Origin of the sequence: Flavobacterium sp. WC2430, from assembly GCF_040822075.1 — a bacterium.
Classification (GTDB): domain Bacteria; phylum Bacteroidota; class Bacteroidia; order Flavobacteriales; family Flavobacteriaceae; genus Flavobacterium.
Genome location: NZ_CP162007.1, coordinates 627,929 through 646,652, shown reverse-complemented (window position 1 = coordinate 646,652; position 18,724 = coordinate 627,929). Strand labels below are relative to the sequence as shown.

The window sequence follows — 18,724 nt, the reverse complement described above, 5'->3', positions numbered from 1 at the left end:
GTGTTTTTTACATTTGTAAATTTAATTAAAAAAAAACTATAAAAACAAATTAAATTGATAAAAAAATAACCAGAAAAAAACACATATTGCAAATTAAGTGTAAAATCAACATTTAAAAATTGTGTTTTTTTTAAAAAAGCATAACGTTTTTACAATTTATTTATATAAAAGTTAGCTTTTTCATTAAAAAAGCGATTATTTATCCGAAAAATCAGCAGTGAATAATTATTATTAAAATCAGGATTTATTTGCGTTTTTAACTATAAATCAGGGTGGTATTGTGTATTAAAAGCTTATTACAGCATCCTTTTTTAATAAATCGCAGGTGTTTTGGAATGGTAAAACGCTAATAAAGTGCTCCATTAATTGAATTAACTTTAAAAAAAAGATAGTGGACGTCTTTTATTAATGATAAGAACGATATCCAAAATTAAAACAACTACTAGCTCAATTTCCGAACATAATTTCGCTCTGATTTATCCTTTATAATTTACTAAGTGTAAAAACCACATTAATAAATTATGAAACGGATAAGGAAGTTTATATATTTACCCTAAAAAAGGAGTATGCTTAATAGTTATAGTTCTGCTGACAAAGTTTTATTAGCAGTTGATTGTATCATTTTTGGTTTTGATGATGAAGGGTTAAAAATACTTTTGATAAAGAGGGATTTTGAACCAGAAAAGGGGAAGTGGTCTTTAATAGGAGGTTTTCTTAAAAAAGAAGAGGTATTAGATGCTGCTGCGCTAAGAATCCTTAATAGTTATACGGGACTTCAAGATATTTATATGGAGCAGTTGCATGCTTATAGTGATATTGATCGTGACCCTGTCGAGAGAACTATTTCGGTAGCTTATTATGCTTTAATTAATATTGAAAATCATAATGCAGAGTTGATTCAAAATTATCATGCACAATGGTTTAGTGTTTCGAATGCTCCAAAATTAATTTTTGACCATGATTCGATGCTACGACATGCAATAAGAAGATTGCGTTACAGAACTTCAATTAAACCAATAGGATTTGAACTTTTGCCTGAAAAATTCACGATGCGTCAATTGTTAGAATTGTATGAAGCAATTTTAAGCAAAGAGCTGGATAAAAGAAATTTTATCAGTAAAATAAATTCATTGGATATTTTGATAAAATTAGAGGAGAAAGATATGATGTCTTCTAGAAAAGGGTCGTATCTGTATACTTTTGACAAAGAAAAATACGATGCGAAATTATTGAATGATTTTGTACTGAATCTTTAATTATTAGTAGTTCGTTACTTAAAATAAAAAAGGAAGTCTCTTTATTGAGGCTTCCTTTTTTTTGGATAGTTAAATCGTGAGATATAGAATTTATCGCATCGCCTTTGACGTACTACAATTTCAAGAGATTTGATTATTCGGTATCAATTAAGAACTATTTAGTGAAATAAAATGGCTAAAATAAGTTAGCTCTGTTTTTTTGTTTTAACTATTTCCTTTTTGATAATCGGCTAAAAATGTAGCCAAACCACTATCTGTTAGTGGGTGTTTTAGTAAGCCTTCAATAGCACTTAATGGTCCAGTTATTACATCGGCACCAATTTTAGCACAATTTAAAATATGCATGACGTGACGCACAGAAGCTGCTAGAATTTGGGTTTCATAACCGTAATTGTCATAAATTAATTTGATATCTTCAATTAGGGATAATCCATCAGTAGATATATCGTCTAATCTTCCTATAAAAGGAGAAACATAAGTAGCACCTGCTTTGGCTGCCAATAAAGCTTGACCTGCCGAAAACACCAAAGTGCAATTGGTTTTTATTCCTTTATTCGAAAAGTACTTTATTGCTTTGATCCCGTCTTTTATCATTGGGATTTTTACCACAATTTGTGGATGCAAGGCAGCTAATTTTTCTCCTTCGGTAACCATTCCTTCAAAGTCAGTTGAAATTACTTCGGCACTAACATCGCCATCAACTAATTCGCATATTTTTACATAATGAGCAATGATATTAGCTGCACCAGTAATTCCTTCTTTTGCCATTAATGATGGATTAGTAGTTACGCCATCTAGGATTCCTAAATCATTTGCCTCTTTAATGTCTTTTAAATTTGCTGTATCTATAAAAAATTTCATGTCTTTATTATTTAGTTTTTTGTTTATTTACTTTCTTCTATATATTTTAGGATTTCTTCGCAAGCATGTGCACTTGTAAATCCAAATTTTTCATCTAAAACTGTTGCTGGTGCCGAATATCCAAAATGGTCTAGCCCAATTACTTTTCCGCTATCTCCTATCAAACCTTCAAGATTTACGGGTAGTCCAGCAGTAAGGCCAAAAACTAATTTTCCTTTTGGAATTATACTTTCTTGGTACGATTTAGATTGCTCTTTGAATAATCCTTCAGAAATGATGGAGGCTACATTTATTTTTAGATTTTTTTCTTTTTCCAATAGAACTGCAGCAGCTAAAAGGGTTGCCACTTCCGAACCATTTGCGATTAATGTGATATCTGGATTTTGAGTTGACTTTACTAAATATCCGCCTTTTGAAGCATCTGTAGCCTCTTCGTATCTTGAAGTTCCTTGTGCAGGAATATCTTGAATGTTTTGTCTCGAAAGAATTAAACCAGTTGGAGTTTTAGTGTTTTTTAATGCCATATCCCAAGCTACTGATGTTTCTATCGCATCGGCAGGGCGTAAGGCCAATAAACTTTGATTCCCTGAATGGTTTTTAATTTTTTCCATCAAGCGAATTTGTGCTTCTTGTTCGATAGGTTGGTGCGTAGGTCCATCTTCACCAACGCGAAACGAGTCATGTGTCCAAACATATTTTACAGGTAATTCTTGAATAGCTGCTAATCTAATAGCTGGTTTCATATAATCGGAGAATACAAAAAATGTTGCTACTACAGGGATTACACCACCATGAAGAGCAATTCCGTTTGCGATGGAAGTCATTGTTAATTCAGCCACTCCAGCTTGTAAAAAGGCACCATTAAAATTATTTTTTTGTATGACCGATGATTTTTTTAGAAACCCATCGGTTTTATCACTGTTCGATAAATCTGCCGATGAAACAATCATATTTTCTACGTTTTCTGCTAAATAGGCAAGTACTGCAGAGGAAGCTTCTCTTGTTGCTACATTTGGTTTTTGAACAACACTGCTTAAATCTAAATCAGGGATTGCACCAGATAAAAACGATTCTAGTTTTAAGGAAAGTACTGGGTTTTCTTTTTTCCAAGAAGCGATTTGGAGTTTTTTATTAGCAGATGTTGCTGTTTTTAATTCAAGGATGTTAGTGTAATGTTTTGCGACTTCTTCATAAATAGCAAATGGATCTTCGGGATTTGCTTTTAGATTTAGTAGTGTTTTTACGTAGTCTGCTTTTGTATCACCAATAGGTTTTCCATGCAATTCACATTCTCCTTCATACATCGCCCCAGTTGCTGTAACACAACCTTTTCCCATAATTGTCTTCCCAATGATCAAAGTAGGTTTTTCAACTTCTTCGTGTGCTTCACTAAGTGCTTTTCTTATTTGAGTATGATCATGACCATCAATTGTGATTACGTTCCAACCCCAAGCCTCATATTTCATGGCGGTATTTTCGGATGTTACTTCATCTGTCATTGACGAAAGTTGCACATCATTAGAATCATAAAACATGATGAAATTATTCAATCCTAAGTGTCCAGCAATTCTACCTGCCCCTTGAGAAATTTCCTCTTGAACACCACCATCAGTGATGAAACCGTATATTTTATGCTCAAAAAGCCCTTTGAATCTTGCATCAAGAAACTTGGCGGCAATAGCAGCTCCCACACCCATTGCATGACCTTGTCCTAATGGTCCCGAGGTATTTTCAATACCTCTCAAAACATCCACTTCGGGATGTCCTGGCGTTACGGAGCCCCATTGTCTAAATTGTTGAAGGTCTTCTTTTTTGTAATTTCCTAATAAATAATATTGAGAATACATTAATGCTGATAAATGTCCAGCATCCATAAAGAAACGGTCTCTGTATGGCCAATCCATTTCGGTTGGGTCAAAGTTGAGGTATTCCGTATATAAAATATGCATAAAATCGGCACCACCCATAGCGCCTCCAGGATGTCCTGAATTGGCTTTTTCTACCATTGAAATGGAAAGCGCTCTTATGTTGTCTGCAGCTAATTGGTCAATTTTTTGGTTCATAATTATAGTTCTATTTTTTTATTGTAATTAATTAAAAATCCAAACTGTCAATTCAATTTTATAATAAAAATAAAATTTGTTGTTGTTTTTAGCGATTGAATTAAAGTAGATTAAGTGTTTTTTTTGCCAATTAGTTAAAAACAAAATCAACCAAACTCGAGGAATTGTGTGTTGAATCTTGTTAAAAAAATAATAAGTGTAAAAAGCACATTTGCAAATGTAGATAAATTTATTCTACAATAACAAATAAATTATTTTTATAAATTTTTTAAATAAGAATCTTATTTTTTTAGCCAATAAAAAATGGCAATACTATTTTTTTTGATAGTATTGCCAAAGTAAGACTGTGTTATTGAAAAACGATAGAAAGGTTAAATCCCCTTTGTGTTGAGGTATTATTTAATTAGTCTTCAAGAATCGGAAAGTCTCTTTTTTTGCTTCTAATTGAAATGCATTTTCTTTTTTAGTAAAATTCATTTCAATAATTGCTGCTTTTCTGGGTGCTTCCTGAGCACCATTGAAATGCGTATGGAAAACATATTGCAACTGGTTCTCTTTGTCCAAAAATAAATCACCATGACCGGTTCCATTTTCTCCAATTAAATTTCGAGAAATAATAGGACTCGTTGCTGCCTTTTCCCAAGGTCCTAAGGGACTTTTACTGGTAGCGTATCCTACGGCATAGTCAGGATTTCTAAAATCATTTGCTGAATAAATTAAATAATACAAGCCCTCTTTTTTTATCACTGTAGGCCCTTCGGCAACTGGCCAGTTTACATTTTGGGTGTTTTCCCATAGTAGTTGTGCAGAGATACATTCTGTTAGTGTTTCTGGTTTTATACTTAAAAGGTCATCATTTATTTCGGCTACAAAAATTCGGTTCCCATTTGTAAGTCTAACATGATATAAATATTTTTTGCCATCATCATCTATAAATACAAAGGGGTCTATTTGCTTTACTAGAGCTACTAGAGGTTCTTTTGTTGCATTTTTAAATGGTCCAATCGGGTTATTACTTGTTGCAACGGCAATATTTTCATTGGCAGTATAAATCATATAAAATAGATTATTATACTTTATTATTTGTGGAGCCCAAAATCCGGTTGTCCCATATGCATCTCCTTTTTTGAGTGCAAGACCACCTTGAGCACCTAAGGGTCCTTTCCAATTTTTTTGATCAGTTGAGGTATACACCTGAAAGCCTTCTCCAATAACAGTTGTGTTTCCAGTAGTTGTTCCGTATAAGTAATAGGTTCCATCGTTATAAAAAATGGTAGGATCTGCTAGAAAAATATCTTTTAATGCTACTGGGGGGGCAGGGGTTATTTTATCTTCTCCTTTTGGTTGAGAACAAGAACTTAAACTTAGTCCTAAAAATAGAATTATATAAATTTTTTTCATTTGAGTTTAATTAGAGATCATTTTATTTACGAATTGAAAAGTGGTAATACGAGATTGTGTGATATTTTTCACCCAGTTTTAAGGTTATCGATGGGAAATTTGGTTGGTTTGGTGCATCTGGAAAATGTTGTGTTTCTAAAGCGAATGCGGTTCTAAAATTATCTTTTGCACCTGATTTAAATGTGTTTTTACCTTGCATAAAATTGCCACTGTAAAACTGAATTCCAGGTTCGGTTGTATATATATCCATAGAAATCCCCGAAAGGTCTCCAGTAATTGTAGCCGCATGTTGCATTCCATCTTTAATATCTCCAGTTAGGACATAATTATGATCGTAGCCTTTTCCAAACTCTAGCTGTTCGTTTTTAGTCTCAATGCGCTCTCCAATAGTGTGTTTTTCAAGAAAATCAAAAGGGGTGTCAGCAACATTTTCTAATTTACCAGTTGGAATTAAACCAGAATCTACTGGTGTATATTGTTGTGCAAATAATTGTAATTCATGGTTCAAAATAGTTCCACTACCTTCTCCATTTAAATTAAAAAAAGCATGATTGGTTAAATTAACAATGGTAGTTTTATCAGTGGTGGCTTCATATTCCATTTTTAAAGTTTTATCTGCAGTAATACTGTAGGTTACTTTTACGTGTAGATTTCCAGGAAATCCTTGTTCCATATCAGCAGCAATGTAGGTCAAAATTAAAGTATGCTCATCCGTTTTATCCGCACTCCACACTACATCTTGAAAGCCTTTTTTACCACCATGCAATGCATTTTCTCCGTTATTTAAAGGAACATTGTATTCTTTACCTTCAAGGGTAAACTTCCCTTTTGCAATTCGGTTTCCAACTCTACCTATTGTAGCTCCAAAGTAGGGTTCTGTCGATTTTTGAAACCCAATGACACTATTCATTCCAACTACAACATCAGTTTCTTTTCCATTTTTATCTATTAACCATAATCCTACTAATCTTCCTCCGTAATTGGTGAAAGCCGCTTTTAAACCGTTATTTTCGATCCAATATAAGCTCGTCTTTTTATTGTCTATTACTGTTTCAAAATTTTTATTTTCTAAAGAATTTTTAGCCAATTGAGTAGTCGATTCTTGATTCATATCTTTTTGAGTTGAATTATTATTTTTATTTTCTTTGCATGAAACTTGAATTACAGTAAGAATTATAGCGGTGTAAATCTGAATTTTTTTCATTTTTTTAAATTTTTATATCGTTTTTAAAAAAAAACTATTCGGCAGGAATATTTAGTATCGTTCCAGCACTAAGGGGTTCTCCAAACACAGGAAATCCGTTTGAGTCCCAGTTTATTTTTTGCATTCTTGGAGCTCTTTTATTTCCACAACCTTCCCCAGGATTAGAGTTGGCATGATATAAAATCCAATCTTCTTTTCCGTTTGGGGATTTGAAAAACGAATTATGTCCTGGTGCAAAAACTTGGTTTTTTACCGATTGTTGAAATAAGGGTTGCTCTGATTTTATCCAAGAAGAAGCATCCAGTAAATCGCCAATTCCTTTATAATGCAATAAGCCTAAAGCATAAAAATCAGTCCAACAACCGCTTGCTGAATACACTATAAAAACTTGGCCTCCATTTGATAAAAACTGTGGTCCTTCATTGACATTCACTTGTGGTGGATTAGACGGATCATTTAAGTCTCCGTGCTTTTCCCATTCCAGAGTTGGTGATGAAATTAGAACTCGATCTCCCTCTATTTCACAAGGATTTTTCATTTTTGCGATATAGATATTCTGTTGTCCATTAGTATCTCCTTCCCATCCTGCCCAAATCATATATAGGCTATTTTTATAGGAAAATACATTTCCGTCAATGGCCCATTTATCTGTTTTTGCAGCTATTTTTCCTTTAAATTCCCATTCCCCTTTAAATGGATCGTCTGATTTGTTTTCTAATACATACATTCGATGGGTATTATTGTCTCCATTATCTGCGGCAAAATACACATACCACTTTCCATTTATAATATGAAATTCGGGTGCCCAGATGTCCCCAGAATAGGCAGTATTTTTTGGTGCTATCCAAATGGTTTTGCTCTCTGCATTTTTCAAATCGGCTAGATTTTTAGTTTTCCATAAAACCAACCTGTTTTGCAACGTATGTGTATAATAATAATATCCATTGTAATACGTACTATATGGGTCTGCGCCAGAAGGTAAAATAGGATTAGTAAAGGTTTCTTTTTGCGAATAGGTTTCGGAATTGCAACCAGAAATAATTACGATTAACATCAACATTAAATATCTTTTCATAGTGACGACTGTTAGTTAGATTTGTTATTTAGAGCATCAATAACTTCTTTATTGATTGTGTTTACTTTTTCAAAATCCATTTTATCTACTTTTCTATCATAGGTCATAAACCCATTCACTTCACCTTCAACATCAGTAGTTTGGGTATATACTGCAGCAGAAAATCCTGTTTTAACTAATTTCTTTAATTCGGTTGCATACTTAATATATTCATTGGTTACTTCAGCATTATTCTTGAATTTTACATACCCCCAATTGTCATTTGCTCTCCATAAATGACCTTCGACAGGTAATCCAATTCCCCCATATTCCCCTAATACAGTTACTCTTCTAGCATCATAAAGATACAATTCGGGACCAGGATAATTGTGTAAATCTAAGATATCGCCTGTTTGAAAATGATTTCCTCCACTAGATGAATTGACTAATCTACTTGGATCGTGATTCTTGGTCCAGTCTGTAATTTCAACGGTTTTGAATTGTCCCCAAGCTTCATTAAAAGGAACCCAAACGACAATACTTGGATAGGAATACAAATGATCCATAATTTCTTTCCACTCTTTTTTATAAATTTCTTCAGATTTAGGTGTTCTTTGTAATTCATTACCTTCAAAATATTTTTTGTTTTGCCATATAGGTTGCTCATCACCACTTGGCATATCTTGCCATACTAAAATTCCTATTTCATCACAATGCGTATACCAGCGATCTGGCTCTACTTTAACATGTTTCCGAATCATATTAAAACCCAATTCTTTTGTCTTAACAATGTCATATTTTAAAGCCTCATCAGTAGGAGCGGTATATAGTCCGTCAGGCCACCAACCTTGATCTAATGGGCCGTATTGGAAATAGTCTTTATTATTCAATTGCATTCTAAGAACACCATTTGAATCTCTTTTCGAACCTATTTTTCGCATGGCAAAATAGCTTTTTACTTCATCAACCACTTTCCCTTTGCTAATCAATTTTACCTTGGTTTTATATAAAAAAGGAGATTCTGGTGACCATAATTTGGCATTGTTTAAAATAATTTCTAGATTTTCTCCAGCCGAAGCTTTAGCTGTTGCAATTGTTTTTGAACTGTCGTAAACCGTTACTTCTATTACATCTCCATAATTTGCTCCTGCGACTTCGGGTTTCATATTAATCACATTCTGATCAATATTTGGCGTGGTTCTAATCGTTGTAATATTCTTTTTATTTACAGGCTCTATCCAAACGGTTTGCCAAATTCCCGTAACCGGTGTGTACCAGATTCCTTCTGGGCTCCTAACTTGTTTTCCTCTTGGTTGTGGTCCTTCATTAGAGGGGTCCCAAACTTTTACCGTTAATTGCTGCGTTTTTCCAGTTATGAAAGGTGTTATATCAAAAGAAAACGGAGTATATCCACCAGTATGGGAACCTATTTTTACGCCATTCAACCAAACTTCAGTTCTCCAGTCAACTGAACCAAAATGCAGTAAAATATTCTGGCCTTTCCAATTGGATTCTATAGTGAAGCTAGTGTTATACCAAAGCTCATTTTTAGCGCCAACATCTTTCATCACACCAGACAAACTGGATTCGACTGCAAAAGGAACAAGAATTTGACCGTCATATTTCTCAGGAGCTGCTTTTCCAACTTCTTGAATTGCATAATTCCATAATCCGTTTAGGTTTTTCCATTCCTTTCGTTCCATAATTGGGCGAGGATATTCAGGAAGTACATGATTAGGTTCTACTTTACTTGCCCATACTGTTTTAATTTTTTCTCCAGCAGGTTTCCATTGTGCGGATAGTGATAACCCTAAAAATAAAAATAGGATTACCTGTACATTTTTTTTCATCATTATATTATTTATTTGTAAGCACACATCATTTAAATTGACGTGTTATTTTTTTGTCATTAAATAAATTACCAGACTATTTTAAATAGTCCGGTAATTTTAAAAAAAAACTAACTAACCAACTTTGTGAATTTCTTAACCACTAAAAATTCACTAGTTTTTTATATATGGTTCCTATTAATTAACCAACTTTAAAGTCGACCAAGAATAGGGTTTGTTATTTATATTGGTTGCAATATCTTCTGTATAATCATTTGTTCCTTTCTCTCTAAGGGCTATGTTGTAGCGTACTCTCATGTCTTTTGATGGGATTCCACCTAGTGTTGTCCAAGGAATTTTGGTTTCTATTCGATAGCCATTTGTGGTTTTAACTGTAGTCGTTAGAATTCCTTGAGAACCATCTAATTTTTTCCATTTGCTATTTTCGCCTTCATAAAGTGAAAATTGATTGGATTGTCCTAATTCGAGTTTAAAGATGGAACTTCCAGGAACGATTAATTTTTTATTTTTAGGATCTAAATACAAATCCAAACCATCACTTCCAGTTATTGCATCCGTGCTTATAATTTGGCTGTCTTTTATTTGTGCAAAAACATATAAAAACTCGGTATCATACGTAAAATTAGCTTCTAATTGTGTGGCACTTTTTTGGCCAATAAAAACAGGGCTTTCTTTCTGCCAAACTGCTTCATTGCTCAGTCCGTCAATTGTAGCAGTTTCCCTGACAGCATTAATATCGCGTAAAACATGCCCTTTTATCATCCAAATTTGTGATGAGTTGGAAAATTGGTTTGTGGTTGTTAAAGCAATTACGGTATCATCTTCCAAAACAGAAATACTATTCCACAATGCTGATTTTCCATTTGAAAGTAGAAAAGGAGTAGATTTTCTATTGAAATTTTTGGCTTCATTATTCCCAATTACCACTTTCATATCGGCATTATTAATGTCGTTTGAAGTTCTGTTTTCTGTTCCTTGATAGGACAGTAGCACTTCTCCTGTACTCAGTTGCGATAGGTAAGGAGCACCCGCATAAACAGAGTTACTCAATACCTCTTCCAAAGCATAATTTCGATTATTGCTGTTTGCATCAATGGTTTGTTTCCAGTTTTCTGTAATTGAATTTCGAATAATATAGGGCTTGAATTGATTCTCAACACCATTATCTTCAATAGAAAAAACAATTTCTGTTTGATTTTTTAATAGAATAGGAGAAGGCATTCCGTCTCTTTTCCCAGCTCTGAAACTCACAATTTCAGGTGTTGTTGACCATGTTAAACCATTATTTGAAGAGCGAATAAGAGAAATGTTTTGTTCAGTAGAAGTGCGGTACACGTTTTCATTGGAAAAAAACAATTGAATTTCTCCACTCGGAATTTGTAGTGCAGAAGGTTCCCAACAGCCGTTTTCAAAATAGGAACTGGCTTCATAAACAATTTGATTTTCTTTCCAAGTCAAACCTCCGTCATAACTTTTAATAGTGTTGATAGAAAATTTTTCGTTGCTATTTCCATTACTAATTGGTCTTGGATTATAGCAAATCAAAATAGAATTATCTTCTAACTGTAAAATATCAGGCGTGGTCATATTCACCGCAGTATTTCCAGATGCTACTTTAATAGATGCACTCCAAGTATTTCCAAAATCATTACTTGTCTTTACTAATATGGCTCCTCCAGATTCGTAAGTACAAATTAGTTTTTTATCGTTTAATTGTATTAATCTCGCGTACCCATTGTAATCCGGACTATTTTTATCCGAAACCTGAATTAAAGTGTTATAATCCCAAGCAATTCGGATGCCTTCAACAGCGGGTTTAGATGGAATGTTTTCTACTATCGGTTTTTCATCAACCACATTTGAAGAATCACTACAAGAAAGTAATGGTATGAAAATAAAGAGTAGAAATAAATGATTTATTTTATTCATTTTTTTACTTTTTTGAATTTGATTCCGTTTTACTTAAACCAAATTTTTGCACCAAATTGTTATACTCTTTGGTGGAAATGGAAATCATACAGCCATGTCTTGCTTTTTTGGGTAAACTATATTTATCCCAATCACTGTAAAAAGTATATCCTGAGGCCTGAAACCAAGGGCCATTTAAATTATCTGAAATAGATAATCCATAAGAAACTCCTGGGTATTGTTCGTAATACAGGTACCAAATTTTATCATCAGGAGATGCAATCAACATCGGTGCTTCTCTAAAATTAGGACTAATCGATTCTTGTGGTAAGGAGTAAGGGCCTAAAAGCGATTTTGATTTAGCAATTCGGATGGTTTTTCCCGTGGTCCAATATAAAGAGGGGTAAGTTTCATCTTTTAAAACAGCATAATAGGAATCTCCCACTTTTCTAATAAATACATCAATTGTTCCCATATCCCAATCAAACAATCGATTGGGTGTGCCTTCAAAAGTTTTTAAATCCTTAGATAACACATAAAGTGTTCTTTGACTTGCCCAATAAGCTTCTGGATCTTCTTTTGAGCCTAGTTTGTGTGGTGTGTGCCATGTTAGCATAAATTTTGCTGAGTCTTTGTCATAATACAATTTTGGAGCACCTATTCTTTGTAATGCATTTGCATAATCAGGAGTGCTTTTTAGGTCAGGTGTATAAACAGCATGTTTTTTCCAAGTTATTAAATCATCAGAAACCCATATATTAATTTCTGGTGATTCATCGCTGGTATTTCCTGCTATATAATACTTTCCATCTGGCCCTTTACAAATATCAGGATGACCTTGATATTCTGGAAACACTCTTTTTCCATCATTCAAATTAGTCCAATGCAAGCCATCAAGACTTACTGAATAGTATAACCTCCCGTAATCTGTATGGGTCATATGAGCAAATAAGTAGGCTTCGTTCTTTGGTTTTGAACCATTTTCTAATTGTCCTGGTGGATTAGGTTGCTGCGCAAATAATGCCGTTTCTAAAAACAAAACGGCTATTAGAAAAAGTGTATTTAATATCCTTTTTTTCATGTGATTGGTATTATAACCCTATTTTAATTCATTAAAATAGGGTTAGTTTTCAGCTTATTTTATTTAGAAACAGCCTCAGAGGTTAATTTCTTTATTAGTTCAGTTTCCTTAACAATATAAGGAGAGCCATCTGTATTAAAAACCTCGTGGAACCATACTGGAGGAGCTGCAGTGTATTTTTTTGTCCAACTATCCCAAGGGAATTTTGTTTGTGTTTTTCCGTCAACTAAACCCCAGTTGATCATTGCAATTTTGTTCTCTTTTGCAATTGGTAAAAAACCTTCGAATGTACTTCCATTAGGGCGAGCCATATATTCTGTACACAACATTGGTTTTCCATAACGTTTTAATTCATTAATGCGTTTTACAAAATCGACAGGTTTATCATAGCAATGAAATGAGATTACATCCGATTGTTCTAACTGTAATTTAAAAATTGGTTTTAGATTCACCTCTGTCCAATCGCCAGCCCAGACACCTGAAGTCAATGGTTGTGACGGGTTACTTTCTCTAGCCCATTGGAATGCTTTTTCTAAAAGAGGGTATACAAAATCAACTTTATTAGCAATTTCCACTTTTTCATAAGAAGGACCTGTCATGTTATCAGGCTCATTCCACACATCCCAGCCTAATATTCTATCATCATCTTTGAAATGCGCTACCGTTTCCTTAACGTATTTTTCTAAACGCGGATATTCTTTTTCGTCTAATAATGCTTTTTGCCCTGGACTTTGTACCCATCCTGAATTATGAACAAATGGTTTTGGGTCTCTTTGTTTTCCTAATTCTGGAAAGGGATCCCAACAAGAATCAAAAAGCACAAATAAAATTTTTATATGGTGTTTGTTGGCAATTTCTAAAAAGCTATTCATTCTTTTATATAACCCTTCGGCATCTTGTTTGTGTAACAAATCATGTAAATAAACACGCATTACGTTCATTCCAATTTGTTCTGCCCAACCAAGTTCTTGATCAATTCTTTTGGGGTCAAAAGTAGCTTCTTGCCACATTTCTAATTGATTTATGGCAGTACTTGGGCAATAATTTGCCCCTACTAGCCACGGCTGTTTTGCGTACCAGGAATTGGCCTGTTCTTTTGTCCAGATCTCTCTTTTTTCAACCGTGGTTGTTACTGTATTATTCTCTTTTTCTTTACTTGATTTAGTTTTGTTACAACTAAGTAATAACATCCCTACTAGCACAAGCGCCAGATATAGTTTTGTGTTTTTCATTATAATTTATTTTATTGGGACAAATGTTTGCTAATTTTAAGGGAGTGATTCAGGAATCATTCCCTTAAAAATTATAGCTTAATATTCTGGATTTTGAATTAAATTGGGGTTGTTGTTAACCTCTACTTGAGGAATTGGCAATCTTTTATGTTTGCCAACAACGAAGTTTTTAAAATCAGGATCACGGGCTGCAATTTTATCTACAGCAGCTTGAGAATCTAAATCTCCCCAACGTTTTAAATCTTCCCAACGAACACTTTCGCCAGCCAATTCTAAAACTCGTTCCATTTTTAATTGTTCTAAGAATTTGGTTTTGTCATTTCCAATTTCAGGATGAGCAGCGGCTAAAGTGCCTATGTTTACGCGAGCTCTTACCTTGTCTACATATTGGTAGGCACCAGCGGTATTTCCTGTTTCATTCAACACTTCGGCATAACGCAATAAAATATCTGCATAGCGAATTAATCGGTAGTTTACTTGACTGTAATAATCTTCATTGTCTCTATAGTAATCTCTACTCCCTTTTCTAAACCATGCCTCATCAGCTCCCCATTGCCAAGTTTTATTATAGGTTTTATCTCCAAAATCAGCTAATAAATCAGGATAAAACAAGGTATATCTTAATCGAATATCTAAACCACCGTCTTTATTTTTTTCTTTCTTGAAAGCGTCAACTAACCAATATCTTGCTTGTCCATCAGACCATCCAATACTTCTTGGAGCAAAAAACTGAGCACGGTTACTAGAAACGGCCGCACTAGGATCTTCACCAGTTCCCCCTTTTCTTTGATCTCCAAACTGAATTTCAAAAACAGATTCATTGTTGTTTTCATTTACATCAGTAAAGTTATCTCTGTAATTAGCTACTAAACTATATTTTGCGCCAGATCCAGTTATTAAATATTCTAAAGCCGTCTTAGCTTCAGGCCATTTGCGTTGTTGCATATACACTTTTGCGAGCATTGCTTTTGCAGCACCTTTGTCAGGTCTTCCAGTTTGGCTTGACGACCATTCTGTTGGTAAATCGGCGTAAGCATCATTTAGATCTGATTCAATTTGTTTCCAAACTTCAGTGATATTTTTTTGTTCTGGACGATCATTTGGTGTTGAAGGCTCTAAAACGATTGGAATATTTTCCCAAAGTATCGCTGCATAGTAATAGTTTAGTGCTCTTAGGAACTTTGCTTCAGCTAAAATGTTCTTTTTATCCACTTCGTTTTTGAATTCAATTTTGGGAACATTGGCTAGCACTTGATTGCATCTAAAAATAGCTTTGTATGTATCTCTCCAAGTAACTGAATTCCCTTCCCAGAAGTTATAATTGATATAATTAAATCGGGTCCAATCGGCTAATTCAATCCATGGGCTTTGGCTAAAACCTTCATCAGATGTTAAATCAAGACGGAAATAAATCCATCTCGCCCACATTCCATCTTTATAAAACATAGCATATGCAGAATTTATTCCTGCTTGTGCATCACTTTCTGTAGCCCAATATTGACCTGTTGTTAATGTATTTGGGTTGTTAAGCTCAAGCTCATTATCGCATGATGATAAGGAAAGGAGGTTGAGAAAAACTACAGTTATTAAAAATATTTTTTTCATTATACTATTTTTTTAAAATTAAAAACTAAACTCTACACCTAGTGAATAGGTTTTTAGATTTGGAAATGAACCTACATCTACCCCTCTTTGAAAAATATTACCATTACTGAATTCAGGATCTAATCCAAGATATTTTGTAATTGTAATCACGTTTTGTGCAGACAAAGTAAATCTAGCACTAGTAAAACCAGCTTTTTGTATTGTTTTTTCAGGTAGGTTGTAACCAATTCCAACATATTTAAGTCGGATAAAATCACCACTTTCTAAAAATCGATCACTATCCCCTCTTGAGTTCAAAGTAGTTCCTTTTACAATTCTAGGAAAATCTGTATTTGGGTTTTCAGGTGTCCAAGGTTGAATTCCAGATCTATAGTTACTATCGTCATCAAAACGGTCTACTGTACTTCGAAATCCGTTATAAACGGTTGCCCCTTGTGAGGTAATCCAGTTCATAGAAAAATCAAAGTTTTTATATGAAGCTCCTACATTTAATCCCATTTCGAATTTTGGCCATGGACTGCCTACAATGTCTTTGTCTTCATTTGTAATTTGTCCGTCATCATTTACATCTTTAAAACGAATGTCTCCAGGTTGTGCATTTGGCATTATTACGGTCCCAGTTGAGTTTACATAATTTTGAATTTCTTCTTGATTTTGGAATAACCCATCCGTTTGTAACATGTACCACATTCCTACAGCACCACCAGCTCTTGTTATTGTATTCCCTTGAATACTTTCATTTTGACCATTACCAAGAGAGACTAACTTGTTGTTTAGTTTAGTAAAGTTGATAGAAGCATTGAAGGAGAAGTCGTTTATTTTCTTATTGTAACTTAAATCCAATTCAAATCCTTTATTTTCGATAGTTGCCGCATTTGAAATTGGATTTCCACCATCATTTCCAGTTGTCATTAAAATTGGGAATCCAAACAAAACATCTTCTGTACGCGCTATAAAATAATCTGCAGTTAAGCGTAATGAGTTATTTAGCATTCCTAAATCGATTCCAACATTGGTTTGTTTTAATTTTTCCCAACGCAATTCTTCGTTTGCTAATCTAACTTGAGTGGCTGATGGATATAAAGTTTGTCCATCTCCCAATACAATGGCACCAAAAGTGTTTATAAATCCTTGGTATTCATAATTTCCAATGTTTCCACTTCCTAATTCACCATAGCTGGCTCTCATTTTTAAATCATTTATGAAATCCACTTTAAAAAAGGATTCGTTGCTCACTCTCCATCCTAATGAAACGGATGGGAAATTACCCCATTTATTAGCATCACTAAATTTTGAAGAGCCATCACGTCTGAAAACAGCATTAAATAAATAACGATCATCATAGTTGTATTCCAGTCTTCCCAAATAAGACGCTAATGCAGATTCATTTCTAAATCCACCAACTTCAGCTTGATCACCTAGATCCAAAACATCAAAATAATCTCCTGTACTTGGATTAATCAAAAGATTTCTTTTTGTACCATAAATTTGGTCGTAATTGTCTTTTTGAAAGGTTTGACCTGCTAAAACAGTAATTTCATGTTTACCAAACTCCTTTTTGAATGTCAATGTATTTTCAAATAATTTAGTTTGTGAACGGCCTTTATTTTGGTTAATAAAGGACTGCTCATAGGGTTGATTTAAAGTCCAATTTCCTAGTTTTCTAATAAAGTTGTAACTATCAAAACTGGTTTCATAACCAAAATTAAATCGGTATTTTAGGAAAGAAGCTAGTTTCAATTCCGTCCATAAGTTCCCTCTTATTCTAAAATTTTGATTTTCTGTATCTAATAAATTGGCAATAGCAATTGGGTTTGTCCCAAAAGTATTTGCAACACCTTGTTTTCCATAACCATATCCGCCTGGGTTATCTTCATCATAAACTGGAATTGTAGGGAATAATCGGTACGTATCTATGATTGGGTTGCCTGACATTTCATCTGTTTTTGAATTACTGATGGCTAAGTTCTCCCCAATACTGAAAATTCCTTTTGTACCACTTGTGTTCACTCTAAATGAAACTCGGTTGAAATCAGTTGAAACTACAGTTCCTTTATTTCCAAAATAATTTGCTGACATAAAGAATGTTGAATTGTCTCCTCCACCTGAAAAACTAGCATTGTAATCTTGAATTAAGCCTTGTTTAAAAACTTCTTTTTGCCAATCAGTGTTTACGCCAAGATTTAAGTTTTGTCTTGGAATACCTGCATTATCGTATGCTTGAAAATTAAATTTCGAAAACTCTTCAGTTCCCATTAAATCATAGGTAGGCATAGATGTAAAGCTGGTTTTTGAGGAAACTTCTATTTTTAGTGGTCCTTTTTTACCTTTTTTGGTAGTAATTATGATGACACCATTTGCTGCTCTAGAGCCATAAATTGCAGCAGCAGAGGCATCTTTTAAAACTTGGATAGTTTCAATGTCATTTGGATTAAAATCTCTATTGGCTGTTGTAATTAATCCGTCAACTACATACAGCGGATTTGCATTTTGTAGGTTTTTAAGTCCTCGAATTTCAATACTGGCTTCTTGTCCGGGTCTTCCGCCACCTCTAACTTTAACTCCTGTTACTAAGCCTTGTAATCCTTCGGCCATTGTAGTAACTTGTCTTTTTTGAATTTCATCGGCTTTAACCACTGAAATAGCTCCAGTTAGATCTTTCTTTTGTTGTGAACCATAACCAATTAACACCACTTCATCTAGAGCAACTGCTCCTTCTTCTAGCGAAACGTTAATTGTTTTTTGATTATTGATTGAAACTTCTTTTGTTTTATATCCTTGATAAGAGATAACAAGAGTTTGATTTGTCTTTGCAGTAATTGAAAATTTACCTTCAAGATCTGTAACAGTACCATTTGTAGTATTTTTCACTAAGATATTTGCAAACGGAACAGCATCTCCATGAAGAGCCGAAGTTATTCTCCCAGTAATTTGAATTTGGTCTTGCGCATACGTTTGTTGAAGTAATAAACTAAAAAAAAGTAAGAGGTAGTATCTCTGCTTTAAAATTTGGTTGATTTTTGTTTTCATTGATTTTTCGTTTAAAAAGTTTTCATTGATTTTGGTTTTTTGGATAGTTCCTTTATTATTTTAATCGTCTCTTATTCGATCAAAAAAAAAGTTAATATTGTTTTTTAAAATCTGTTGCTTCATTTTTCTAAATTTTAATTATTGTGTATTTTTAATTTGTTTTTTTTACACATGTAATA

At 33.7% G+C, this 18,724-nt stretch carries 12 protein-coding genes; 1 reads left to right on the top strand and 11 read right to left on the bottom strand.

Annotated features, from left to right (window positions below):
* Positions 1-566: 566 nt before the first annotated feature.
* Positions 567-1,256, top strand: coding sequence for an NUDIX domain-containing protein (locus tag AB3G36_RS02800; protein WP_367755787.1), 690 nt, complete (start codon positions 567-569; stop codon positions 1,254-1,256).
* Between the two features lie 204 nt (positions 1,257-1,460).
* Here AB3G36_RS02800 and fsa read toward each other — a convergent pair whose 3' ends face one another.
* The 11 genes from fsa to AB3G36_RS02745 all read right to left on the bottom strand — a co-directional run bounded on the left by fsa (position 1,461) and on the right by AB3G36_RS02745 (position 18,545).
* A complete protein-coding gene (fsa, locus tag AB3G36_RS02795; RefSeq protein WP_367755785.1) occupies positions 1,461-2,117 on the bottom strand; it encodes a fructose-6-phosphate aldolase in 657 nt (218 codons plus the stop codon).
* A gap of 23 nt (positions 2,118-2,140) precedes the next feature.
* Positions 2,141-4,180 carry a transketolase family protein gene (locus AB3G36_RS02790; protein WP_367755783.1) on the bottom strand — a complete coding sequence of 680 codons (2,040 nt, stop codon included), beginning with the start codon at positions 4,178-4,180 and terminating at the stop codon, positions 2,141-2,143.
* 399 nt (positions 4,181-4,579) lie between these two features.
* Positions 4,580-5,581, bottom strand: a complete 1,002-nt coding sequence (locus AB3G36_RS02785) for a glycoside hydrolase family 43 protein (protein WP_367755781.1) — start codon at positions 5,579-5,581, stop codon at positions 4,580-4,582.
* A 22-nt stretch (positions 5,582-5,603) separates the two neighbouring features.
* Positions 5,604-6,785: an aldose epimerase family protein gene (locus AB3G36_RS02780; RefSeq protein WP_367755779.1), complete on the bottom strand. Its 1,182-nt coding sequence runs from the start codon at positions 6,783-6,785 to the stop codon at positions 5,604-5,606.
* 34 nt (positions 6,786-6,819) lie between these two features.
* On the bottom strand, positions 6,820-7,860 hold the full coding sequence (locus AB3G36_RS02775; protein ID WP_367755777.1) for a family 43 glycosylhydrolase: 1,041 nt from the start codon (positions 7,858-7,860) through the stop codon (positions 6,820-6,822).
* Positions 7,861-7,871: 11 nt separating this feature from the next.
* Positions 7,872-9,692, bottom strand: a complete 1,821-nt coding sequence (locus tag AB3G36_RS02770; protein WP_367755775.1) for a glycoside hydrolase family 2 protein — start codon at positions 9,690-9,692, stop codon at positions 7,872-7,874.
* A gap of 174 nt (positions 9,693-9,866) precedes the next feature.
* Complete coding sequence (locus tag AB3G36_RS02765) at positions 9,867-11,618, bottom strand: sugar-binding protein (protein ID WP_367755773.1); 1,752 nt, start codon at positions 11,616-11,618, stop codon at positions 9,867-9,869.
* Positions 11,619-11,622: 4 nt separating this feature from the next.
* Positions 11,623-12,678, bottom strand: coding sequence for a glycoside hydrolase family 43 protein (locus tag AB3G36_RS02760; RefSeq protein WP_367755772.1), 1,056 nt, complete (start codon positions 12,676-12,678; stop codon positions 11,623-11,625).
* A 59-nt stretch (positions 12,679-12,737) separates the two neighbouring features.
* Positions 12,738-13,910, bottom strand: a complete 1,173-nt coding sequence (locus AB3G36_RS02755; RefSeq protein WP_367755770.1) for an endo-1,4-beta-xylanase — start codon at positions 13,908-13,910, stop codon at positions 12,738-12,740.
* A gap of 78 nt (positions 13,911-13,988) precedes the next feature.
* Positions 13,989-15,515: a RagB/SusD family nutrient uptake outer membrane protein gene (locus tag AB3G36_RS02750; RefSeq protein ID WP_367755768.1), complete on the bottom strand. Its 1,527-nt coding sequence runs from the start codon at positions 15,513-15,515 to the stop codon at positions 13,989-13,991.
* Between the two features lie 18 nt (positions 15,516-15,533).
* A complete protein-coding gene (locus tag AB3G36_RS02745) occupies positions 15,534-18,545 on the bottom strand; it encodes a SusC/RagA family TonB-linked outer membrane protein (protein WP_367755766.1) in 3,012 nt (1,003 codons plus the stop codon).
* Between the last annotated feature and the right edge of the window lie 179 nt (positions 18,546-18,724).